Source organism: Candidatus Liberibacter africanus PTSAPSY (assembly GCF_001021085.1).
Lineage (GTDB): Bacteria > Pseudomonadota > Alphaproteobacteria > Rhizobiales > Rhizobiaceae > Liberibacter > Liberibacter africanus.
The window spans coordinates 800,187-822,808 of record NZ_CP004021.1; the positions used below are offsets into that span (position 1 = coordinate 800,187).

Below are 22,622 nucleotides of genomic sequence, written 5' to 3' on the forward strand. Positions count from 1 at the left end.
TTTTTCAATACAACGATTAAGATATGAGTATAGATCTATCGTAGTAGCCGATTTATAGGGACATTTCTTTGTTTTTATCTCCTATACAAAGTATAAGATCTTTTGTTTGCAGTCTTGCACCTCCTGCACATATTCTTGTAGCTGTTTCTGGTGGATCAGATTCTATGGGGCTTCTTATCGCGTTGCATTCTATCCTGTCAGACAGTTCTTTTAGACAAATTAAATTTTCTGCTATTTCTGTCGATCATGACCTTAGGAAGGAATCTCAAGATGAAGTGAAATATGTTTCGGATATATGTTTTAAATTGGGAATTTCTCATACAATAGTTTTGTGGAAAGACCCCAAACCCCGCGCGGGATTAATGGTTGCTGCTCGAGAGGCGCGTTATGATTTGATTGCTGAGCATGCTAAGAAAATTGGCGCTAATTTAGCTGTAACAGCACATACTTTTGATGATCAGTTGGAAACAGTTTATATGCGTTCTCAACGTGATTATGCTGAAAAAGGTATTGGGCTTTCCGGTATATGTGGTACTATTTTATATGATTTTCGTTTGTGGATTATTCGTCCATTTTTACGATGTCGCAGAGAAGATATACGTTCTTTTTTATTGCAAAGGAATATTGGTTGGTGTGAAGATCCTAGTAATAATGATGATAGGTTTGAGCGTGTTCGTGTGAGACGCTTTATTAGAGATATTGATCTTCATGCGTTATATCACAAGATAGAAAAATTTCAGGATTTGCGTGTAACAATTAATAATGCTGTAGCTACGTTGATTCCCAAATATTTGACAGTTCATTTGAGATCAATTATTGCAATTTCACAAGATATCTTAAATATTGATTCAGCTCTTTTATCTTATTTATTAAAAGTTTCTATCGCAGTTTGTGGAGGGCAATTTTTTTTCCCAGGACATAGTTCTATAGAGAGAGTCATGTCTTTCCTCAAAGACGGGGGAAAAGGGTGTATTAGTATTGGACGAGTTGTAATAGATCGACGTGAAAATTTTTTGTGGATAACACGTGCAGTACGAGATCTTCCTACTTTGAATATTCATCCAAAAGAAACTGCTGTTTGGGACGGAAGATATCAATTTCAAAATTCATCCGATTCACTTATTCAGATTAGTCCTCAATTGTATAAAAAAAGTGATGTTCCTTCTGGTATTCCTCCCATTGTTGCACAACGTGCCATTTTGAGCATGCCCTATGAACAGGGGGGGAGGGCTGTGTTAACACCTTTTTCTCGTTTTATGACAGGGTTTGATTTTCCTGTTGTGAGCGCGTTCTCTGTGTTATTTGGACAAGTATTTATTCCGCGATTACCGTTTTTTGAGAAAAAAATATATTTTCATTGATTTTATTGAATTATTGTTATTATCATAGCGGTTCTGTTTAGATGATTGGTGTTTTTGATTGGTCGAGAGTTGATTTTAATATTCTGAGGTGTCTTCAATGAATTTTAACATTAGGAATTTCGTTTTATGGATTATGATAGCATTATGTTTAATAGCGTCTTTTTCTATATTTCAAGCTCCTTCTTCTATGCAAGATGGTATGAAAGATATTTCTTATTCTCGATTTATAAAGGATGTAGAAGATGGGCGTGTTCGTAAAATATCTATTATAGGACGTCACATAACGGGATTTTATGTTCAAGGTGATTCGTCTTTTCAGACTTATATGCCATTAGTCAGTGATAAGTTTTTGGATAAACTACAATCAAAAGACATAGAAATATCTTCAAAGCAAAGTGATAACTCATCTGGATTAATAGGTTATTTGAGCAGTTGGTTCCCATTAGCATTAGTAGTGCTTGTATGGATATTTTTTATGAGACAAATACAAGGAGGTGGAGCACGTGGTGCTATGGGTTTCGGAAAATCCAAAGCTAAGTTGCTTTCAGGGAATTCTGTTCGTGTGACATTTGAAGATGTGGCTGGAGTTGATGAAGCAAAAGAAGATTTGCAAGAAATAGTAGATTTTCTCTGTGATCCTCAAAAATTTAAACGTTTAGGTGGGCGTATTCCTCATGGAGTACTTCTTGTAGGCCCTCCAGGAACTGGTAAAACGTTGTTAGCTCGTGCTGTAGCCGGTGAAGCTAAAGTTCCATTCTTTACCATATCTGGTTCTGATTTTGTGGAGTTATTTGTTGGTGTTGGTGCTTCTCGTGTTCGTGACATGTTTGAACAAGCTAAGAATAATTCGCCTTGTATTATTTTTGTTGATGAGATTGATGCGGTTGGTCGACATCGCGGTATAGGTTTAGGTGGAGGCAATGATGAGCGTGAACAGACATTAAATCAACTATTAGTTGAGATGGATGGGTTTGAATCTAGTGAAGGTGTAATTATTATAGCAGCGACTAATCGTCCTGATGTTTTGGATTCTGCTTTATTACGTCCGGGTCGTTTCGATCGCCAGATCACAGTTCCAAACCCTGATATTGTCGGTAGAGAGCAGATACTTGTGGTGCATAGTCGTGATGTTCCATTGGCTACCAATGTTGTTCTAAAAACTATAGCTAGAGGAACTCCTGGTTTTTCTGGAGCAGATTTGAGGAATCTTGTTAATGAAGCTGCTTTGATGGCGGCTCGTCGTAACAGGCGTTTGGTTACAATGCAAGAGTTTGAAGATGCAAAAGATAAGATTATTATGGGGGCAGAGCGTCGTTCTACAGCGATGACAGAAGAAGAAAAGAAAATAACTGCTTATCATGAAGCTGGACATGCAGTTGTTGCGTGTCATGTTCCACAAGCAGATCCTCTTCATAAAGCTACTATAATTCCACGTGGAAGAGCGTTGGGTATGGTGATGCAGTTACCTGAAGCAGATCGTCATTCTACGAGTTATTTATGGATGGTATCCCGTTTAGCTATTTTAATGGGTGGACGAGTTGCTGAAGAAATTATTTTTGGAAAAGATAATGCGACATCAGGTGCTATGTCGGATATTGAATATGCAACAAAATTAGCACGCGTTATGGTAACCCAATTCGGTTTTTCTGATTTATTGGGTAAAGTTTTTTATGGAGAAAGTCAGCAAGAGGCTCTTCCAGGGCATGCGGGTTCTCGTTCTAAAGGCGTTTCAGACGATACTGCTCAAAAAATAGATAAGGAAGTATTGCGTCTGATAGAGGAAGCATATCAAAAGGCAAAATCAATTATACAAGATAAACATGATAATTTTATTGCGATTGCTGAAGGATTATTAGAATATGAAACGTTATCTGGAAAGGAAATTGCTTCTTTAATTAGAGGGGAAAAAATAAGAGTATCTTCAGAAGAAAATAAACCTTCAAGATGTGTATCTGTTCCACAAGCAGGGATTCAAACAGTAGATATTCCTTGTTATGAAGAAAAGACGAAAAAACTTGATTTTTCTAATGATGATTCAAAAGAAGATTCTATTGATGATTCAAAAAAACATTCTAGTGATGATTCAAAAGAAGATTCTAAGGATGTTAAGTAATAATGAAGTAAATTGTCTTACGATGTTGTTCGAATATTAGTTGTAATTTTGAGGAATTAAATATTGTTATACGAAAGAAAATTTTTTAATACTTAGATATATTATTAGTAAGGTATTTTTATTTTTTGATTTCAATCCTCAGAGGAGTAGATGTGAAGCGACGGTATTTTGGAACGGATGGTATTCGTGGTGAGTCTAATACCTTTCCTATTACACCCGATTTTATGATGCGTGTTGGTATTGCTGTCGGCTATTTGTTTAGAGGTAAAAAAAATCACCGTAGAGTTGTTATTGGTAAGGACACTCGCTTATCTGGTTATATGCTTGAAAATGCACTGGTAGCTGGTTTTACGGCTGCAGGCATGAATTCTTTTATTCTTGGTCCTATTCCTTCTCCTGCTGTCGCAATGCTTACAAGATCTCTGCGTGCTGATGTTGGTATTATGATTTCTGCTTCTCATAATCCGTATCAAGATAATGGTATAAAACTTTTTGGTCCGGATGGTTATAAAGTTTCTACTGATATTGAAGATCGTATTGAAAAACTTCTTGAAGATGATTTAACATCATATTTGTCTTCTTATGACAGTATTGGCCATGCAAAACGCGTAGATGGTGTACATGATCGTTATATTGAACATGTAAAGCGTACTTTACCACGGGATGTTACTTTGCAAGGTTTACGGATTGTTGTAGATTGTGCGAATGGGGCGTCTTATAGAGTTGCTCCAGAGGTATTTGGGGAATTAGGGGCAGATGTTGTCGTTATTGGGAATAAGCCCAATGGGATTAATATAAATCTTAATTGCGGCTCTACAAATGTATCCTCTTTGCAGAGGAAAGTGCATGAAGTACGCGCTGATATCGGTATTGCCTTGGATGGAGATGGTGATCGGGTTATCATCGTTGATGAAAAAGGTACTGTAGTCAATGGAGATCAGATTATGGCTCTTATTGCGCGGGAATGGATGAGTCATTCTTTGTTAAAGGGTAATGGTATCGTTACTACGGTAATGTCTAATATTGGTCTTGAGAGATTTATTTCAGGTCTTGGATTATCTTTAAAGCGCACTAAAGTTGGCGATCGTCATGTGATGGAATACATGAAAAATAACGGATTTAACGTTGGTGGTGAACAATCTGGCCATATTATTTTATCTGACTATGGTTCTACGGGTGATGGTCTTGTAGCTGCTTTACAAGTTTTGCGTTATGTTAAGCAATATGATAAACCTGTTAGTATGATTTGTCATTGTTTCGAAGAATATCCGCAGTTTTTGCGCAGTGTTCCAGTAAAAGATACTTCTGTTTTAAATAGTTCGTTGGTTATACAAGCTATTGCTGATGCAGAATCTGAGTTACAGGGAATGGGTCGATTAATTGTTCGAGCTTCAGGGACGGAACCTCTCATTCGTATTATGGCTGAAGGAGATAGTTTTCCTAGAGTTAAGCGCATTGTTGATGATCTGGCTGGCGTTATTCCTATGATCAATTCATGATTACGTAATTAATAGTTATTTGTTTTTTATTATTTTTCTCTATTACTGAGTTAATATCTACTTGTTAGTTATGGTGTTACTTTGCGTTTTTTCTTATACAATTATGCTTTGGTGATTTGTATTCTTTTAAAATTTGCATGGTGTTATGGGAAGGAATCTATATGAAAAACTTTTTATTGCAATTTTTTACTTGGTGGAATGGTCAAACATTGGGTACAAGATTTTTTACTTGGCGTTTTGGTCGTATCGTTGGCAAAGATGAATTTGGCAATACATATTATGAATATCGAAAAAAATCATATGGTTTGCCACGGCGTTGGGTTATATATAAAGGGTATACAGATCCTTCTTCTATTCCTCCTATGTGGCATGGTTGGATTCATCATCGTAGAGTAGATTCCCCTAAACATGAAGAAGGGTATGTTTTTGATTGGCAGAAGCCTCACCGCGCCAATGTTACTGGTTCATTAGATTCTTATTGTCCTGGGTTTAGTAAAAATATTACGGATAGTAGTACTAAAAGAAAATATAGCGCTTGGTCTCCTGATTGTTAATTTATATTGATTGTTTCTTTGGAAATACGATTATGTTGGATGGTTTATTTTTAAAACACAGGGTTTTACTATTATGTTTGTTGTTTGTATCAAGTAGTGCTACGACTGCAAATTCTGCTAGATTTTCAAATAAGACAGCTGAGTTTGCTGGTATGGATAAGATAACGGGTCGTGTTTTGACTTTTGATATTGATATTAATAAAAGTGTGCAGTTTGGATCTTTGACGATTAAACCAATGGTTTGTTATTCAAGAGATGACTATGAAGCTCAACGTGTTGATGTTTTTGTGTCAATTTCTGAATCTTCTGTAGATGACCATGTGGTGCATTCAATTTTTTCTGGTTGGATGTTTTCAGATAGTCCAGCAATGAATGCTATTGATCATTCGATATATGACGTTTGGTTAATACGATGTAAAAATCCCATTACAAAATCTAGCAGTAATTCTTCACTTGATACGAAGAAAGAATCAAATGAAAATTCTCCTGCGGATCTTAGTTCTCAAAAATCGGAATCAGATTCTCAGAATAGTCCAAATAATATTTCTAGTAATTCTTTAGAAGGAGAAAAATCTAAAGAATTAGATAATAAAAATAAATATACGGATTTAAAGGATAATCCTATGAAAGAACCAATAGAAAAATAATTTGATTCTAATTTCAATAAAAAAATATCATCATACTGTTCAAGCCATAATCATACTGTTCAAGCCATAAATTGATTTATATTGTATATTCACTAACATAACCGTATGAAATTTGTCTTCTATTATCAATTTTAAATTTACAGATATAGATGTCTATAATAGATTATCTTTTCACGTTTGCATAATAATTTTACGTTCTCTTATTTTGTAAGATCTTTTGATCCTTACCAAAGATGATTTTGAAAAAAACTATTATCAAAAATACACACGACATCATCACTACGATTGTAGGTGCGGCTGCGCTATTTATGAAAAAACTTAGATATATTCCTATAACAGTACATGTCACAGAAATGATAATCGAAAGTAATATCATCTTTGTATGATGTTTAGATAAAAGAAAAGCAATTGATCCAGGAAGCACTAAAAGAGCCGGAGGAAGAATCAATCCAACTGATTTTAAAGAAATAACAATAATGAGAGATAGAACAATTAAAAAAGCATAATGCAATAATTTTATAGGAATTTGCATGGAACGAGCATGTATAGGATCAAATATCATGAGAAGAAGGTCATTTTTTTTAAGGATGAGAAAAGATACAGAAATCAACGCTAAAACAGCCGTTTTTATAATATCTGATTTAGATATTCCCAACATATCTCCTAGTAGTATATGGCTAAAATGAAGAGAGCTATGCACTTTCAGCATTATAACGATTCCAATAGCGAACATGGTAGAAAATACCATACTTAACAAGATGTCTTCTTGAAAATAGCTATTTTCCTTCAGATATCCAGCAGATAATGTACAAAGCATCCCTGCAATAAAAGCTCCTATTTCTAATGGTATCCCTATTATATTAGATAAAACGATTCCGGGGAGCACTGCATGTGAAATAGCTTCTCCTACGAAAGATTGATTTTTTAAAATTATAAAACAAGATAGAATAGCCATAGGAATCACTACTATGATAGAGATAATAAAACTATTTTGGATAGCAGAAAAGTGTAAAGGGGAAAAAATGCAATATAAGATATTATTCATAAGAATCCCTCTTTTATAGATTATTTATAATTTTATATTTTTTGGAAAAAAAGAACAGACATAGTAAAAAAATAGAGGTTTCTATTATCACAATGATTCCTCCAGGACTGCAATCTAAAAAATAACTGATATATGATCCTAGGAAGCTACTAACAGCTCCTAGAAAAGAACTAGCAAAAAGAAATTTTCCAAATGATTTAGTCATTAATTTAGCAGTAGCGCCGGGTGTAATGACTGTTGCTATAACAAGTAATATACCTACTGTTTGGAATCCAATAACTATTGTTATTGTTAACAAGCTAAAAAATAATATTTTTAAAAATTTTACATTTAATCCGATTGAATAGGCGTGTCCTTCATCAAAAAATAAAAGTGTAAAATCTTTCCATTTCATGCATACAATTGATATGACACTCAGACTTATAACCAAGACTTGAATAGCATCAAAATTGCTCATAGAAAGAATATTCCCTAAAAAAATATTTTCTATATACACAGCAGATGGCGATAGAGATAACATGAACATAGCAAAAGAATAAAAAGTTATATAAACCACTGCGATAGCGGCATCTTCTCGTAATTTTGTTTTCTCATTTACTTTTAGCATCATGCCAGTAGCTAGCATTCCTGAAATAGTAGCGCCAATAGATAGAGGAATATTCAATCGATAGCATGCAACTATTCCGGGGAAAATTGCATGTGATATTCCGTTGCCGATAGAAGACCATCCTCGTAAAATTAGATATGCCGATAACAATCCACAGACACATCCTATGATGGTACTAATCCAAATAGCTGTATTCATGTAGCTGTATGTAAAAGGTTCTAAAATATTATTTATCAATGGATATATCATATGCAAGCTCTACTCTAGGATTTGTTTGATAATAAACTTCATCCCCAAAGGTTTTGCCAATATTATCTGCGTTGAAGATATCTGCTGTCAATCCAGATGATATTACTTTATTTCTAAGAAAAATAGTTCGATCACAAAAAGAAGGGATGGAGTTAATGTTATGCGTAGAAATCAAGATCATCCTATCTTCATTGCGCAATGATTTTAAAAGAGAAATAATTTCTCTTTCCGTTCTAAAATCAATTGCTGCAAAAGGTTCATCTAAGATGATAACCTTGCTTCTTTTAGCGAGTGCTCGGGCAAGAAAAACGCGTTTTTGCTGTCCTATAGATAGTTCACCAATTTGTCTTTTGCGCATAAAAGACATTCCTACATTTTCTAATGCTTCTGTTACTATATAACGGTCATTATCTGATGGTATACGCATCCAATTCATATGTTTATAACGACCCATCATGACAACATCTTCTACTAGAATGGGAAAAGTCCAATCTATCGTTTCCATTTGGGGTATATAAGAAATAAGATCTGCTTTTAAGGCATTTTCTACAGTTTTATTAAAGATAGATATTGATCCCTTATCTAGCGGGATAAATCCCATAATGGATTGAAATAAAGTAGATTTACCAGCCCCATTTACTCCAATTAAAGCCGTTATTGTATTTTCGGGAATAAAAAGGCTTACGTCTTTCAAAGCGCAATAACCATTACGATATGTTACCGATATATTGTCTAATTCTATACCACACTCTGTGGGATTGGCATGTATTGTCATTGTGAAAGATTATCCGTTATTTTTGTTACAGAAAATTTGAGTAGATCTAAATAAGTAGAAGCAGGTCCATTTGATTTGCTAAGGCTATCTACGTATAATACTCCACCATAGGAAGCGTTTGTCTCATAAGCGACTTGTTTAGCGGGTTGATCAGAGTTTGTGCTTTCTGAATATATGAATTTTATTTTATGAAAGCGCATCTTATTGATTACATCGCGAATTTTCAACGGGCTTCTTTCGGAATCGGAATTAATTGGCCAGAGATATAACGAGTTAAAACCAAAATCTTTTGCCAGGTACACCAGACATCCTTCGCTAGTAACGAACCAACGATTCTCAGGACTAATCATATCAATTCTGTTTTTTAAAGGCAACAATGCTGTTTGTATTTTTTCTGCATACTCTCGCGCATTACGTGCATATTCTTCAGCGTTGCTAGGATCCAACGATTCCAACGCTTTTCTAATATTTTCAATATAGATCATTGCATTTGTTAGAGACATCCAAGCATGGGGATTGGGATTGTCATCTACATTAGGATCCTCTGATACACTAATAGGCTTTATTCCATCTGTTACTGTGACGATTTTAGTGTCTTTTTTTAAATTGGTAAAATACTTCATGAAAGTTTCTTCAAGATGCAAACCATTACACAGGATAAGATCTGCGCTTTGTATCTTAATTGCATCTGCAGAGGTGATTTGATAGCTATGGGAGTCCTGGTCTGTTTGCACTAAAGTAACCACTTTCACCAAATTTTTAGCAATATTTTTCGTCATATCTCCGATAATAGAAAAACTGGATAATACTACCTTCTTTTGTTGTTCAGCAGAAATAGATACAGGCATTATTGAAAAAAAAACGAAAAGAAAATATGAAAAATAACGTAATATCATATATATATTCCTTAAAACACAACCCTTATACTCATGATTAATCATTAACATCGTTTTGTGTAGATCGTCAAGCAACGTAAGGTATTATTTATAATGCAATGTGTTTTTTAAAGTTGTAAATAAGCGTAATCATCTAATAAATAATATAGTATAAACAATCTAAGATAGTCGTATTTCGTTATCTTCAATAAACAAAGATTATTGTAATCAGGGATTATTTATGAAAATGTGAATGTAAAAGAGATTATTTGAAAAATATTGATTTAGAATGTATATTCTTTACTGAAAAATCATCAATTAAAATATAATTCGGGATGATCATATTCAAAGAATATTTATTATGTAAGTTAGATGATCATCGGATAATCTATAACAAGCGTAGCTCGTTTTTCTTGATTTTTGGATGAAATAAGGCTCAATAGTGAAAGGAGCGATGTATTTTAGCATGTCTATAGTGTTGACTTTTCCAGGACAAGGTAGTCAGGTAGTAGGAATGGGTCGTGATCTTTGTGAAGCTTTTCCCGAAGCACGTCTTGTATTTGAAGAGGTTGACAATACTTTAAATGAAAACCTTTCAGATTTGATATGGCATGGACCTCAAGAATCATTAACTGCTACGTATAATGCTCAACCTGCTTTAACAGCTGTATCTATGGCATTTATTCGTGTGATGGAAAAAAATGGACTGTGCGTTGAGAGAGATATAAGTTATGTTGCAGGACATTCTTTGGGGGAGTATACGGCTCTTTGTGTAGCACAAGCGTTCTCTTTATCTGATACTATTAGATTGGTGCGAGCTCGTGGAAAATCTATGCAGGAAGCTATGCCGCCAGGATTGGGGAGTATGGCAGCTATCATTGGTTTAGACGATAGTATAGTGGCATGTATTTGTAAGAAGGCTTGTAAAATTGGTGTATGCGAGATTGCCAATGATAATGGGGGAGGGCAAATAGTTATTTCTGGCTTGCAAGATGCGGTTAAATGGGCAGTTCAGGATTGTCTGGACAAAGGTGCAAGGCGTGCCGTTCTTTTGCCTGTTTCTGCTGCTTTTCACTCATCTTTAATGGCACCCGTTTCTAAAGTAATGAAGTGGATGTTGGATGGCGTAAAGAAGAAGGATCCAATAGTGCCTATTTTGCCAAACTTATGTGCAAGTCCAGTTTCTAATATTGATGATATTTCTAGATTATTGGTGGAACAAGTAATGGGGAGTGTGCGTTGGAGGGAGACTATACAGTGGTTTGCGGACCATGGAGTAAAGAATATTTATGAGATTGGTTCGGGAAAGGTGTTAACAGGTATTGCCAAGCGTATTGATAAATCTGTGTCAGCTATTTCTGTTAGTAAGGTTGAGGATATAGATTTAGCGCTTAGATCTATAATTGGTTAGGATATTGTATATATGTTTGATTTAACAGGTAAAAAAGCATTAGTAACAGGTGCTAGCGGTAGTATTGGTCTTGCAATTGCTAAGATTTTATATCAGCGAGGAGCTTCTGTTGGATTGCATGGTACTTCGCATGAAAAGTTACAAGGAGTGGCTCATCATTTTGATGACACTAATCGTTTTTTTCTTTTTCCATCAAATTTTTCAGATCGTTCGTCTGTTGAAGATTTGTCTACAAATGTTGCCGAAGAGATGGGAGGAGTTGATATCCTTGTGAATAATGCGGGAATTGTGAGGGATGCACTTCTGATGCGTGCACGTGATGAGGATTGGGATAATGTTTTGTTTGTGAACTTAACATCAGTATTTCTTTTAACGCGTAGGCTAATTCCTGCAATGATTAAAAAACGCTTTGGTCGTATTATTAATATCACATCTGTTGTAGGGTTCGTGGGAAATGCTGGGCAAGCTAATTATTGTGCTGCTAAATCTGGATTAACAGGTTTTACTAAAGCACTTGCAAAGGAAACAGGTAAGCGTAAGGTAACGGTTAATTGTGTTTCTCCTGGTTTTATAGCAAGCAATATGACGGCTAATTTGACCGAAGAACAGCATCAAAATATTATTTCTTCTATTCCAATGCAGTGTATGGGAAATGTTAATGATGTTGCTTCTGCCGTGCTTTATCTATCTTCTGAAGAGGCATCGTATGTGACAGGTCAGACTATTCATGTAAATGGTGGTATGGCTATGATTTAAGATATAAAAATATTTCACTATAAAAAGTAATGATTGTTGCATTACGAAGTCTGACATGCTTTAAATTTATAGAAGGGATTCATATGTCATTCTAGTTTTTCACAGGCCTTGTCTTGTATGAAATCATCTTTTTTAGTTGACATTAGGATGGGGTGTTGGGATATTGAGAATGATGATTGCCCAGAAAAATTTTTTCGCATCTTAAAATAGAGTAAAAAAATAAGGATTAGCTTAATTATGTCAAATACTGGTGATAATAGTTCACAAAATAAAATGAGTGCGGGTCATGCAGCAGATTCGTTTACAGAGGAGTATATTACTCAGACTGTATACGATATCACGCAATCGCATCTTGGGAAGTTAAAAAATGTAGAAGTAACAAAAAGTTCCCGTTTTATTGAGGATTTAGGTGCAGATTCTTTGGATACTGTTGAGCTTGTTATGAATTTTGAGGAAGAATTTGAAATTGATATCTCAGAAGATAATGCTAAGAGTATTTTAACTATTGGTGATGCTATTGATTTTATCAAAAAGGCTTGTGAAGAGAAGCGGGAAAAGAGCGGGGAAATAGCGGAGGAAATAGTTGAGAAATAGTTATTGTTCTTTATTTTGTTTTATTTGTTGAAATCGAAGTCTACTATCGTCTTATAACAGTAATATTTTGAAGAGTACGATATAGCCATAAGGCGTATGGTTATAACTGGATTTTCGAATAATTGCCCCACTTGGATGTGGGGTTTATATCAGTTAATATCGTCTTATCGAAGGTTAGGCAAACATTTCGCATATAGATCACAATTTAATTTAGAAGGTTTGTTTTTCTAAAGATTAAGTCATTCATTTCAGATAAAAATTGTTTTATTTAATAGAACTTTTTATTATGAAGATTGGGTTTCTTTTGCGTATTTTCGCAAATTTAACCATTTTATCTTTATATGAAATGGTTAAATTGATATGGTGTTTCCTATTTTATATGGTCTCCTTGTATGCTTCTGATTATAGATAGTAATATTTTGAGAGGGAAGATATAGTTATGAGACGTGTGGTTGTGACTGGACTTGGAATGATTACCCCGCTTGGATGTGGTGTTGATGTTAGTTGGTCTCGCCTTATTGCTGGTGAAGTAGGTATACGCCATCTGAGCAAAAAATTTGATTTAGAAGGTTTGTCTTCTAAAATTGCTGGCTTAGTTCCAACTGGAGACGGTTCTAATGGAACGTTTAATTATGAAGATTGGGTTTCTCCTGCAGATCTTCGCAAAATTGATCAGTTCATTTTGTATGGAATGGTTGCGTCAGATATGGCGCTTGCCGATTCTGGATGGAATCCTAAAACAGATAAAGATCGTAATTCTACAGGCATAGTTTTTGGATCTGGTATGGGAGGTCTTAATAGAATTGTGGATAGCAGTAATGTGTTGCGAGATGGTGGTCCTCGTAGAATTTCTCCTTTTACTGTTCCTGGAAGTATCATTAGTCTTTTATCTGGAAATATTTCTATTCGTCATCAATTGAGAGGTCCAAACCACGCTGTGACAACAGCTTGTTCTAGTGGAGCACATGCGATTGGTGATGCGTCACGTTTGATTGCTTTTGGTGATGCAGATGTTATGGTTGCTGGCGGAGCGGAGGCATCTATTTGTCGTTTGGGCATTGCTAGTTTTGCTGCATGTAGGGCTTTGTCGACTCGATTTAATGATGATCCTACAAGGGCTTCTAGACCATTTGATAGAGATAGAGATGGTTTTGTTATGGGAGAAGGGGCTGGAGCATTGATTTTAGAAGATCTTGAACATGCTAAGGCTCGTGGTGCTAAAATATATTCTGAGGTAGTTGGATATGGTCTTTCAGGTGACGCTTTCCATATTACAATGCCGCCAGAAGACGGGAATGGTGCATATCGTTGTATGTCTGCTGCAATTTCGCGAGCCAAAATATTCCCTAGTGAAATAGACTATATTAATGCCCATGGCACTTCTACTATGGCAGATATCATAGAACTGGGTGCCGTTGAAAAATTGATGGGCGATAGCTGTTGTCATGTTTCTATGTCTTCTACTAAATCTTCTATGGGTCATTTGCTTGGGGCAGCAGGTGCGGTTGAAGCTGCTATTTGTAATCTTTCGATCCGTGACAGCATTATTCCTGCAACTCTTAACTTAGATAATCCGGCAAAAAAAACACTCATAGATTTAGTCCCTCATCGGTCAGTTAAAAAGAATGTTAATATTGCGATGTCTAATTCTTTTGGTTTTGGGGGGACTAATGTTTCTTTAGTATTTAAGAAATTTCAAGATGGTGTTTAATGACTGATTTTTATATGTTTATAGTTATACCACCTAGTAATTTTGTTTTTTAATAGATTGTTTTTTAGAAGGTTTTTCTCCTTGAAAGTAATCCTACTTAAGAGAATGTTATTTTTAAAATATATAATTTCTTTTCTAGTCATATTGATGATTGGAATTGGAATTAATTTTTATATAATCAGACCTTATAATGCGAAGGGTCCTCTTAAAGATGATACTTTTTTTTTTATACGTAATGGTATGTCATTAAAAGAGATTTCAAGAAATTTGTTCAACATTGGAGCAATAGTAGACCCATATCTATTTCGTTATGCTACCCAGTGTTATTTTGGATCTCAAGGACTTAGGGCAGGGGAATATGAGATAGACAAGGGTTCTTCGATGTTTCAAATTGCTGAAAAGATTATGTATGGGAAGGTTTTAATGCATTCAATTTCTTTCCCTGAAGGGTTTACAGTCAAACAGATTTTTAGAAAACTAAAAGATAGTCCCTTTCTAGTAGGTGAATTACCATCAGAATTACCTCTTGAAGGTACGCTATGTCCAGACACTTATAAATTTGCTTTGGGGACACGTCGTTCAGAAATTTTAGATCAGGCGATGCTAGAACAAAAAAAAATAGTGGATGATGTGTGGAAGAATCGAGATGAAAATAACCCAATAAAGAGTAAAGAAGATTTGATTATTCTTGCCTCTATTGTTGAAAAAGAAACATACCATGCTGAGGAACGTGCTCATGTGGCTTCTGTTTTTATAAATCGTCTATCAAAATCTATTAGGCTTCAATCTGATGCAACAGTTATTTATGGTATTGTAGAAGGGGATTATGATTTGTTGGATAAGAAAATCATTCAGTCTAATTTTTCTAAAAAAACACCCTACAATAGTTATTTTGTGAATGGACTACCTCCAACGGCTATTTCTAATCCTAGTAAGTTATCTTTAGAAGCAGTTGCAAAACCATTACATACTGAAGATTTATATTTTGTCAGTGATGGTAAAGGGAGACATTTTTTTTCTAAAAATTTTAAAGATCATACTATTAATGTACAGAAATGGCGTAAAATTTCTTTAGAATCAAAATCTTAATTGTTCGTTCAGATAAGTCTGTTTATTCAGTACGTATTGCTGAAAAATTTGGTGAGTTACTTGAGAATGAATTTATTTCTGAATATTACTATATTTGCGAAATTTTTTTTAGGATTATTCAATATGCTATTGTAATATTATGTTTTTCAGCCTAAAACTTTTTTGTATTTCTGATTTTTTCGTAACAGAGATGAAAATTAACAGTAAATACGTCAAATTTATTCTACAGTAAGATTCTTGTATGTAAAACTATGAGTATTGCGAACATTTTTTTAATGATATTATAAAAAACATAATGGAGGGAAGGGATCTTTTATCAAAAGTAAATATCTAAACCATTATAATATTGTATAATAAAAAAAAATGTTCTCAAAGTCTTGCTCTTGAATGATAAACAAGTTAGTAAAAACCAGTGAGTTTGTAATAATAAAGACAAGAATATTATTCTTGGGCCCGTAGCTCAAGGGTTAGAGCTAACGGCTCATAACCGTTTGGTTGGGGGTTCGAATCCCTCCGGGCCCACCATTTTGATATTTTTATAGGGGAATATTGAGATTGGTGCTTTTATCGAACCTCGTATTAAAAACTATCTCACAATCAAAGAAGTCCTTTACTCAATAGAAATAATATATCGTGTTTCAATTGGTAGGGAATAGGTGGTTTAGTAATTCATAATATTTTGGTATTTTTATTTCTCATGTACAATTTGTTTATGTAATAAAATATTTGCGCCATTAAAACAAAAGTATATGTTTATGGTAGAAATGCTCATAATTGTTGTTTATTTTTTAGGAGTAGTATTCGATCTATTAATTTAGTACTAAAAAATACATTAAAATCAATACCTTATATAAAGGTAAGGCCGAATGTTAGAAATGAATAATCAATAGCTTAAAAACCACTTAGTCCTACTTTTTACACAGAATCCGCAATCATTTTAGCAGTGTTATAGGCAAGTTTCTTTGCTTTCACTTCTCTTGTATAGAGTTCAGCCAGATCTGTCTTTGACAATCCGTACATAGCCATAAGTTCGTGATGACTAGTACCTGCATTCGATGCTATTGTTGCTCCTGTTTGTAGCCCATGAGTTCTATATTCATTATGTAATCCCGCTTCTTACATCTTCTAAACCATGTAGTAAACTATAGTAAAATAAATATCTTATATAAAGGTAAGACTAAATCAGAATCATGAAGAATCAATAGCTTAAAACCACTTGGTCTTACCTTTTTATACGGAATCTGCTATCATTAGCGGTCTTGTATGCTAACTTCTTTGCGTTCACTTCTCTTGTATAGAGTTCAGCCAGATCTGTCTTTGACAATCCGTACATAGCCATAAGTTCGTGAGGACTAGTACCTGCATTCGACGCTATTGTTGCTCCTGTTTGTAGCCCATGGGCTCTATATTATCAGGTAATCCCGCTTCTTACATCTTCTCCAAACCATTACCGAAAGAATCTGAGAGGAGAAAGTTTTACCACGGGTATTTATTAAAAAAGTATCGTGTTCTTCACCGACCACATCTAGACATTTTTGCAAAGATTCAAAAATAGGAACATGAACTGTCTTCTGCTTACTAATTGATAAAACATTATCTTTGACGTTCTCTTTGCCTATTCTTATGACATCGGATCGCCTTAAGCCTAAAAACAACATAAGCCTAAATCTAACCTTGCCATGGTATTAATAGGATAGTGTTTTTGATACACTTCTACTAATACCATTTTTGTATCTGCAACTTATTATATCAAAAAGATAACGTAAGTCAGGATGAGACAAGCTTATATTAATATTTAAAAAACAGTATGCGCAACGGAACATAAACTATGTGTTGGCATGATGCCAGACCGTTACCGCCGGCAGCCCGGTATGTTTTACTTTTTGATGTCATTTTGATTTTTAAGGACAGGTATAATAATGACTAGTATTTTAACCAATCTTCCTGCAATGTCTGCCTCACAAAAATTGCGGGATATTAATTATAACTTAGAAGTTGTACAAAATCGTGTTTCTTCAGGATTGCGTGTTTCTGATGCCGCTGATAATGCGGCTTATTGGTCAATTGCACAAGTAATGAAATCAGATAAATCAGCTCTTTCTGCGGTATCTGATGCTATTGGACTTGGATCTGCAAAAGTAGATATTGCTAAGGCTGGGATTAGTGAAGCTATTAAAGTAATTTCTGGTATAAAAGAAAAATTAGTTGCAGCTATTGAGCGTGGCACAGATTCGAAGTCTATTCAATCAGAGATTACTCAACTTCAGGAACAATTAAGAGATATTGCAAAGGGAGCTTCTTTTAATGGTGAAAATTGGTTGAGAACGGAATTAGGATCATCGACAGCTTCTATTCCTAAAAGTGTTGTCAGCTCTTTTATTCGAGATAATAATGGTGAAGTTAAAGTAACAACTATGGACTATGCTCTTGATCAAGATACTGTATTATTTGATATTTCAAACAGTTCAGAACATTATGGTCTTCTTGATAGGAATCACAAAGTTAAGATTAATAAACAAGAGCTCAAGGAAACGAAAGTATCCTTCTACAATAAAAACAATGAAATTGTTAATAAAAAAATGAAACTCGTAACTACTGATGGAGTTTGGTTAAAGGCGGCAGGAGCCATTTTTGATCAAGAAAGAGGTATTGCACAATTAAAACAAAATGAAAATGGGAACGCTCAAACAGGTGCATCATCAAAATCGCCATCTGCCCCTGTTTCTACCGGAGACAAAACATATCTTCGTATAGGAAATTCTGATACATGGGTAGTTGCTACCAATAATGAAAGTTTTTCTGATGGTAAAAGTATTGCTTTAGCGAAAGCAGAAGATGGTACATCTTACTATATTGATACGAACTCAACTAATGTAGATGCACGAGTGCTTCCTGACGAAGTAAACATGGATTATTCTTTGGTAACATTCGATATTACTAAGAATTCGAATAATTATATGTATAATGAAAGTAATTCTATACAAGTAATGCTTTCGTTTGTTGATAACCAATTAAAAGCTGTCACTTCTGCGGCAGGAAAAATAGGATCAATTAGTTCGCGGATTCATTTACAAGAAAATTTTATAAAATATATGAGTGATTCTATTGAAAAAGGTGTAGGTCGTTTGGTTGATGCTGATATGGCTGCTGAATCTAGTAGGCTTTCTGCATTGCAAACACAACAACAATTAGCTATTCAGGCATTGTCTATTGTTAACAATTCTACAGCGAGAATTTTATCTCTCTTTCGTTAAAATTTATCTTTAATATCTGATATTTGAAGAGCTGTTTTTTACTATAAAATAGCTCTTCAAAAAACATTTTGTTATCAATTGTGTTTGTAGTTTTATTAATTTGATATGTCAAAATTTATTATATTTATGCGAAATTTTGACAAAAGCACTTTTGATCATTTTATTTTATGGTGAATGAATGATGGACTCTATTTTATCTCGTCTAGAAGATTTTAGTCGAGTCAGTTCATTATCTGATATAGTTGTTCCTGAGGATCAGACTGTTTCTACCGTAGGTGTGAAGTTTGATTCCCTTGCTGACTTTCAAAAGGAACAAGATAAAGCGTATCAAGAAGGTTATAAAAAAGCTATTTGTGATCGAGAATTATATTGGAAATCTAAAAATAATCTTATGCAGCAATATCATGATAATAAGATGGCTGATTTGCGTGAATTATTTGAATCTTGTACGACCGAAGCTATTTCAATCGCTGTTAGGGATTCTTTTAAGTGTTTTTCAGATTCCTTAGAAATAGAAGTAGCGCAGGTTTTAAAATCTATTTTAGATATAAGTTTTTCTCGCAAAGCTGCTATTGAATTTTCAAGAGTTATTATTGATCTTTTGAAGAAAGGGGATTGTGGAAAAATTGTGGTTCATTGTCCCAATAGTTTTCATTCTCTTATTGAAGAATTACTAGGAGAATATTCTCCAATGGTTTGTTATGAGGATTCTGATACGGTAGAATTTTCTTCCAAAATTTCTGGTAGTATTATTACCACGCGACTTGAATCTTGGTCTTCCGATGTTAAAAAACACATAGAAATTCAGCAGGATTTGAAATGAATTCTCATGAAGACAAGAATCAGAAATTTATTTTCATCAAGAAAAAAGTAGTCCAAGATGATACAGAGCATACTATGGGTGCTTGGAAAATTGTTTATGCAGATTTCATGACAGTATTGATGTCTTTTTTTTTATTAATGTGGATTGTTAATGCTACTGATGATGATACTAAAAAAGTAATAGAAGAGTATTTTAATCCTTTTGGGAAAAATTTACAGATGTCTTCTAAAGGTATTTTGAATGAAAAAGAGATGCCTCACAATTTTCTTCTAAATGATTCTAACCTGTTAATTCATGACAATATTATTAATAATGATTCGATTTTGAATAATGGTAATATTGATAAAAGAAAACAACATCAAACGTTAGAAAATAATATTTTTTCTTTCAATAAGTCGCAGCAAAGCGATTATCTCAAAAATCCTTTGATGCGAGATTTAGATAATAAAAAAGGTATTTGCAAGAATCTAGATCAAGAAAAAAGAATAAAGACAGAAGAAAATTATTTTCTTCCTCCTCTTAATAAACAAATGATCCTTGAAATGAAAAGAAAGAAACGATCGCAAGAATTAGAAAAAAAATTAAGCTCAAAACTTTCAGGATTGACATCAGGGCATGTTTCAAAAAGAATATTATTTGATACCACTAACCAGGGGACACTGATCTCAATTATTGAGCAAACAAACACCCCTATGTTTGATAAAAATTCATCTATCCCATTGTCAGAAACGGTTATGATTCTTCAAAAAATTGGAGAATCTCTTGCGCATAGCAAGGAAAAAATTTCTATTCGAGGACATACCGATGCTCGTCCATTTCATAATTTGACGGGAGATAATTGGAAGTTATCATTAGATCGTGCATATAGTGCTTATCAAGTTTTGATGAGATCGGGAATTACAGAAGATCGTATATCAAATATTTCTGGTTTTGCACATCATCATCCTAAGATTATATCAGATCCTATGAATCCAGCGAATAGACGCATAGATATTTTAGTGATAGATGGACAAGGATAATTCTTCTATGTATCAAAAATGTTTCATTTGTATGATGATTATAACTATGGATGTATTTGTAATCTTTGCAATGGATCAGGATTTAGTTCGTCCTATTCTTCCATATCAACACGTAAGGCTCTTACAAAATTCATTTAATAAGGCAGTTAGAGGAGATGTGTATTCACAGAAAAAAAATCCTGATATAATAAAAGAAGTTGGATTACAATTGCGTGCAACTCAGATGGATGTTTTTGCAGATCATCGTAATGTTGATGCAGTTTGGATATATACAATTATTTCGCAGGATCTTTCTATTTTAGATGACTTTCTTGCAAAAGATACAAAAGGCTATTTTGATCGTTCTATCGTTGATGTTTTAAAGAAATATTTTTCAGGTGAATTTAAAGAATCTCTTAAAGCATTCAGTAAGATAAATGATAAGAATAACACACAAGGTATTACACCATATCTTTATCTTCTTATGGGTAATGCTACGACGCCATTCGATCCACAGCAAGCAAGTAAATTGTTTGATTATGTGCGCCTTACATCTTCTGGTACTTTTTTAGAAGAAATTTCTTTACGCTGTTTGTTGGAAATAACAAAAAATCAGGATGGAGATGATCGTGTATTTAGCTACATTCGTAGTTATATTACTCAGTTTTATTACTCGATGTATCAAAACCATTTCAGCAGTGTTTTATTGCATTTTTTATTGCATAATCAATTGAGATTAACAGAGGAAGATATTGTATTTACAATGTCTTTTTTATCTTTAAAAGACCAAAGTGCGATTTATTTGAAACTTGCTCGAAATGCTGTCATTTCTGGAAAAAGCAAAATAGGCTTTTTAGCAATTAAGCAATTAAAAAAAATGAGCGGTATATTGGATTATAAAGATTTAACCACTGTACAGCTCTATGAGAATATATTGAATATTCCTTTTGTAGATATCATTCCATTACAACGTAGTACATATAATATTCCCTACGACTTTCTTACGCAGCAAGATAGACATTTAAAAAAATATGCTGAGGTTATTATGTCTGAAATGGGAAAGTCTTTAATTAATATTGATTTCGATCATATCAATAAAAATTTTATTTCATATAAAAAAGAACATGAACATATGACTTTAAATATAAAACCATTTATTCATAAAAATATTCAAAAAATAAAAGAGATAGATCATTTCCTTGAAGATACGAGATAAATTATGAAAGAAATCAACAATATTATTTCTAAAAACTCTTTTGATATCAACCAATGTTCTTCGGATTATACTAATAATCAGTTAGATTCTACGCAAGGGAAAAAGAAAAATAGCACTATAAAAATTATAGGTAAAAATTCTAACAAACAAGCTTTCGATATTCCACAGAAATATTTATTTAAAAATGTTTTATCAACTATTTCAAATACATCAGATAGTCAGCTCCATGGGGAAGAAGAACTATTGATTAATAGTGATTTGACACATGCTTCTTGCGAAAAACTCTTATGTCCTAAAGTTTTACAGGATTTCAATAAACGATATATTATTGATGATAAGAAGGATATTCCCTCGGTAGAATCTTTTTCACAGAGGGTAAAAACAATTGATCATCTTGACTATATTATTCCGTATGATTTTGCAAAAGAAAATCCATTAGAGGACAGGTCCTCAAATGAGGAAATGCGAAATTTAGACTTTCTTTTTGTGCCGTGCATGTCATATTATAAAAATAATCTTGCTTCTTTGGAATCTATAGAAAATACAAGAGATCAAAAATATTTGATGCATTTTCCCATGATTCCAGAATCTTGCTATTATACAGATCAAGGTTCTATTAAAACTTTAAAAATACAGATGAAACCTAATAGCCCTGATAACGTTATTGCTACGTTATCTTTGTCTGGAGACAAGTTATCTGTCAAGTTACAAGTAAAATCAGACTCTCTCTATAAAAAAATCCACACTGAACGCCAAGATATTTTAGATGCGTTGAATTTTTCAGGATATACGATTGATCACTTTGATGTGGATTTTATGCAGAAAGACTTCGGTGGTATTTTTCATGATTCAATGAATTATTTTGCACAACAACATAATCCTATGCAATCAAACAATTTTGATAGGAAAAAATTTTATTCTCTTGCAAAAGAACGTGTAGAAAAAAAAGTTTTTGGGGTAGAGAAGAGAAGTGGTGCTATTTATAGTAACGATGAAATTATAGGAATTTATTCCAATTATTTTTATGTGTAATGTCTTTGATAGT

Annotated in this window: 20 protein-coding genes and 1 tRNA gene; 16 read left to right on the forward strand and 5 right to left on the reverse strand. The window is 33.7% G+C overall.

Features of this window, described 5'->3' with window-relative positions; genetic code table 11:
• The first annotated feature begins 68 nt into the window (after positions 1 to 68).
• The 5 genes from tilS to G293_RS05550 all read left to right on the forward strand — a co-directional run bounded on the left by tilS (position 69) and on the right by G293_RS05550 (position 6,174).
• The gene (gene tilS / locus G293_RS03640; protein WP_047264349.1) at positions 69 to 1,361 is read left to right on the forward strand and encodes a tRNA lysidine(34) synthetase TilS; all 1,293 of its coding nucleotides are present in this window, start codon (positions 69 to 71) and stop codon (positions 1,359 to 1,361) included.
• A gap of 97 nt (positions 1,362 to 1,458) precedes the next feature.
• Positions 1,459 to 3,474, forward strand: a complete 2,016-nt coding sequence (gene ftsH / locus G293_RS03645) for an ATP-dependent zinc metalloprotease FtsH (RefSeq protein ID WP_047264350.1) — start codon at positions 1,459 to 1,461, stop codon at positions 3,472 to 3,474.
• A gap of 152 nt (positions 3,475 to 3,626) precedes the next feature.
• On the forward strand, positions 3,627 to 4,973 hold the full coding sequence (glmM, locus tag G293_RS03650) for a phosphoglucosamine mutase (RefSeq protein WP_047264351.1): 1,347 nt from the start codon (positions 3,627 to 3,629) through the stop codon (positions 4,971 to 4,973).
• Positions 4,974 to 5,134: 161 nt separating this feature from the next.
• Positions 5,135 to 5,527 (forward strand): NADH:ubiquinone oxidoreductase subunit NDUFA12, encoded by a 393-nt coding sequence (locus G293_RS03655; protein ID WP_047264352.1) that lies wholly within the window; start codon positions 5,135 to 5,137, stop codon positions 5,525 to 5,527.
• A gap of 32 nt (positions 5,528 to 5,559) precedes the next feature.
• Positions 5,560 to 6,174, forward strand: a complete 615-nt coding sequence (locus G293_RS05550) for a DUF2155 domain-containing protein (RefSeq protein ID WP_047264353.1) — start codon at positions 5,560 to 5,562, stop codon at positions 6,172 to 6,174.
• 190 nt (positions 6,175 to 6,364) lie between these two features.
• Here the strand turns inward: G293_RS05550 and G293_RS03665 are convergent, their stop codons facing one another.
• Genes G293_RS03665 through G293_RS03680 form a run of 4 tightly spaced genes read right to left on the reverse strand, consistent with a single transcriptional unit; the run spans position 6,365 to position 9,746 of the window.
• Positions 6,365 to 7,219 (reverse strand): metal ABC transporter permease, encoded by an 855-nt coding sequence (locus G293_RS03665; protein WP_047264354.1) that lies wholly within the window; start codon positions 7,217 to 7,219, stop codon positions 6,365 to 6,367.
• Positions 7,220 to 7,232: 13 nt separating this feature from the next.
• Positions 7,233 to 8,075: a metal ABC transporter permease gene (locus tag G293_RS03670; RefSeq protein ID WP_244464367.1), complete on the reverse strand. Its 843-nt coding sequence runs from the start codon at positions 8,073 to 8,075 to the stop codon at positions 7,233 to 7,235.
• A complete protein-coding gene (locus tag G293_RS03675) occupies positions 8,053 to 8,850 on the reverse strand; it encodes a metal ABC transporter ATP-binding protein (protein WP_047264355.1) in 798 nt (265 codons plus the stop codon). The genes G293_RS03670 and G293_RS03675 overlap by 23 nt, the downstream gene beginning before the upstream one ends.
• Positions 8,847 to 9,746: a metal ABC transporter solute-binding protein, Zn/Mn family gene (locus tag G293_RS03680; protein WP_047264356.1), complete on the reverse strand. Its 900-nt coding sequence runs from the start codon at positions 9,744 to 9,746 to the stop codon at positions 8,847 to 8,849. The genes G293_RS03675 and G293_RS03680 overlap by 4 nt, the downstream gene beginning before the upstream one ends.
• Positions 9,747 to 10,191: 445 nt before the next feature.
• On the opposite strand from G293_RS03680, the gene fabD reads away from it, so the two are divergent.
• The 6 genes from fabD (at position 10,192) to G293_RS03710 (ending at position 15,811) form a co-directional block, all read left to right on the forward strand.
• Entirely contained in the window at positions 10,192 to 11,136 is a 945-nt protein-coding gene (gene fabD / locus G293_RS03685; protein WP_047264357.1) for an ACP S-malonyltransferase, read from the forward strand.
• Between the two features lie 12 nt (positions 11,137 to 11,148).
• Positions 11,149 to 11,892 (forward strand): 3-oxoacyl-[acyl-carrier-protein] reductase, encoded by a 744-nt coding sequence (gene fabG, locus G293_RS03690; RefSeq protein WP_047264358.1) that lies wholly within the window; start codon positions 11,149 to 11,151, stop codon positions 11,890 to 11,892.
• A 273-nt stretch (positions 11,893 to 12,165) separates the two neighbouring features.
• Positions 12,166 to 12,486: an acyl carrier protein gene (acpP, locus tag G293_RS03695; protein ID WP_083965974.1), complete on the forward strand. Its 321-nt coding sequence runs from the start codon at positions 12,166 to 12,168 to the stop codon at positions 12,484 to 12,486.
• Positions 12,487 to 12,925: 439 nt separating this feature from the next.
• A complete protein-coding gene (gene fabF, locus G293_RS03700; protein ID WP_047264359.1) occupies positions 12,926 to 14,197 on the forward strand; it encodes a beta-ketoacyl-ACP synthase II in 1,272 nt (423 codons plus the stop codon).
• A 105-nt stretch (positions 14,198 to 14,302) separates the two neighbouring features.
• On the forward strand, positions 14,303 to 15,286 hold the full coding sequence (mltG, locus tag G293_RS03705) for an endolytic transglycosylase MltG (RefSeq protein WP_047264360.1): 984 nt from the start codon (positions 14,303 to 14,305) through the stop codon (positions 15,284 to 15,286).
• 449 nt (positions 15,287 to 15,735) lie between these two features.
• A tRNA-Ile gene (locus G293_RS03710) sits at positions 15,736 to 15,811 on the forward strand.
• 878 nt (positions 15,812 to 16,689) lie between these two features.
• Here G293_RS03710 and G293_RS03715 read toward each other — a convergent pair.
• The gene (locus G293_RS03715; protein WP_047264361.1) at positions 16,690 to 16,944 is read right to left on the reverse strand and encodes a site-specific integrase; all 255 of its coding nucleotides are present in this window, start codon (positions 16,942 to 16,944) and stop codon (positions 16,690 to 16,692) included.
• A 261-nt stretch (positions 16,945 to 17,205) separates the two neighbouring features.
• Between G293_RS03715 and G293_RS03720 the strand changes: the two genes are divergently transcribed.
• The 5 genes from G293_RS03720 (at position 17,206) to G293_RS03740 (ending at position 22,609) form a co-directional block, all read left to right on the forward strand.
• A complete protein-coding gene (locus G293_RS03720; protein ID WP_047264362.1) occupies positions 17,206 to 18,540 on the forward strand; it encodes a flagellin N-terminal helical domain-containing protein in 1,335 nt (444 codons plus the stop codon).
• A gap of 178 nt (positions 18,541 to 18,718) precedes the next feature.
• The gene (locus G293_RS03725) at positions 18,719 to 19,363 is read left to right on the forward strand and encodes a hypothetical protein (RefSeq protein ID WP_047264363.1); all 645 of its coding nucleotides are present in this window, start codon (positions 18,719 to 18,721) and stop codon (positions 19,361 to 19,363) included.
• Positions 19,360 to 20,382 carry a flagellar motor protein MotB gene (locus tag G293_RS03730; protein WP_047264364.1) on the forward strand — a complete coding sequence of 341 codons (1,023 nt, stop codon included), beginning with the start codon at positions 19,360 to 19,362 and terminating at the stop codon, positions 20,380 to 20,382. The genes G293_RS03725 and G293_RS03730 overlap by 4 nt, the downstream gene beginning before the upstream one ends.
• A gap of 7 nt (positions 20,383 to 20,389) precedes the next feature.
• Complete coding sequence (locus G293_RS03735) at positions 20,390 to 21,577, forward strand: chemotaxis protein (protein WP_047264365.1); 1,188 nt, start codon at positions 20,390 to 20,392, stop codon at positions 21,575 to 21,577.
• A gap of 3 nt (positions 21,578 to 21,580) precedes the next feature.
• The gene (locus G293_RS03740; protein ID WP_047264366.1) at positions 21,581 to 22,609 is read left to right on the forward strand and encodes a flagellar hook-length control protein FliK; all 1,029 of its coding nucleotides are present in this window, start codon (positions 21,581 to 21,583) and stop codon (positions 22,607 to 22,609) included.
• The last annotated feature ends 13 nt before the right edge of the window (positions 22,610 to 22,622 follow it).

Bases quoted from the DNA above. Each gene is read 5' to 3' on its own strand.
- ftsH (WP_047264350.1), top strand. From the start codon at position 1,459: ATGAATTTTAACATTAGGAATTTCGTTTTATGGATTATGATAGCATTA.
- G293_RS03655 (WP_047264352.1), top strand. From the start codon at position 5,135: ATGAAAAACTTTTTATTGCAATTTTTTACTTGGTGGAATGGTCAAACA.
- G293_RS05550 (WP_047264353.1), top strand. From the start codon at position 5,560: ATGTTGGATGGTTTATTTTTAAAACACAGGGTTTTACTATTATGTTTG.
- G293_RS03665 (WP_047264354.1), bottom strand. From the start codon at position 7,219: ATGAATAATATCTTATATTGCATTTTTTCCCCTTTACACTTTTCTGCT.
- G293_RS03670 (WP_244464367.1), bottom strand. From the start codon at position 8,075: ATGATATATCCATTGATAAATAATATTTTAGAACCTTTTACATACAGC.
- G293_RS03675 (WP_047264355.1), bottom strand. From the start codon at position 8,850: ATGACAATACATGCCAATCCCACAGAGTGTGGTATAGAATTAGACAAT.
- G293_RS03680 (WP_047264356.1), bottom strand. From the start codon at position 9,746: ATGATATTACGTTATTTTTCATATTTTCTTTTCGTTTTTTTTTCAATA.
- fabD (WP_047264357.1), top strand. From the start codon at position 10,192: ATGTCTATAGTGTTGACTTTTCCAGGACAAGGTAGTCAGGTAGTAGGA.
- fabG (WP_047264358.1), top strand. From the start codon at position 11,149: ATGTTTGATTTAACAGGTAAAAAAGCATTAGTAACAGGTGCTAGCGGT.
- acpP (WP_083965974.1), top strand. From the start codon at position 12,166: ATGAGTGCGGGTCATGCAGCAGATTCGTTTACAGAGGAGTATATTACT.
- fabF (WP_047264359.1), top strand. From the start codon at position 12,926: ATGAGACGTGTGGTTGTGACTGGACTTGGAATGATTACCCCGCTTGGA.
- mltG (WP_047264360.1), top strand. From the start codon at position 14,303: ATGTTATTTTTAAAATATATAATTTCTTTTCTAGTCATATTGATGATT.
- G293_RS03715 (WP_047264361.1), bottom strand. From the start codon at position 16,944: ATGTTGTTTTTAGGCTTAAGGCGATCCGATGTCATAAGAATAGGCAAA.
- G293_RS03720 (WP_047264362.1), top strand. From the start codon at position 17,206: ATGACTAGTATTTTAACCAATCTTCCTGCAATGTCTGCCTCACAAAAA.
- G293_RS03725 (WP_047264363.1), top strand. From the start codon at position 18,719: ATGATGGACTCTATTTTATCTCGTCTAGAAGATTTTAGTCGAGTCAGT.
- G293_RS03730 (WP_047264364.1), top strand. From the start codon at position 19,360: ATGAATTCTCATGAAGACAAGAATCAGAAATTTATTTTCATCAAGAAA.
- G293_RS03735 (WP_047264365.1), top strand. From the start codon at position 20,390: ATGTATCAAAAATGTTTCATTTGTATGATGATTATAACTATGGATGTA.
- G293_RS03740 (WP_047264366.1), top strand. From the start codon at position 21,581: ATGAAAGAAATCAACAATATTATTTCTAAAAACTCTTTTGATATCAAC.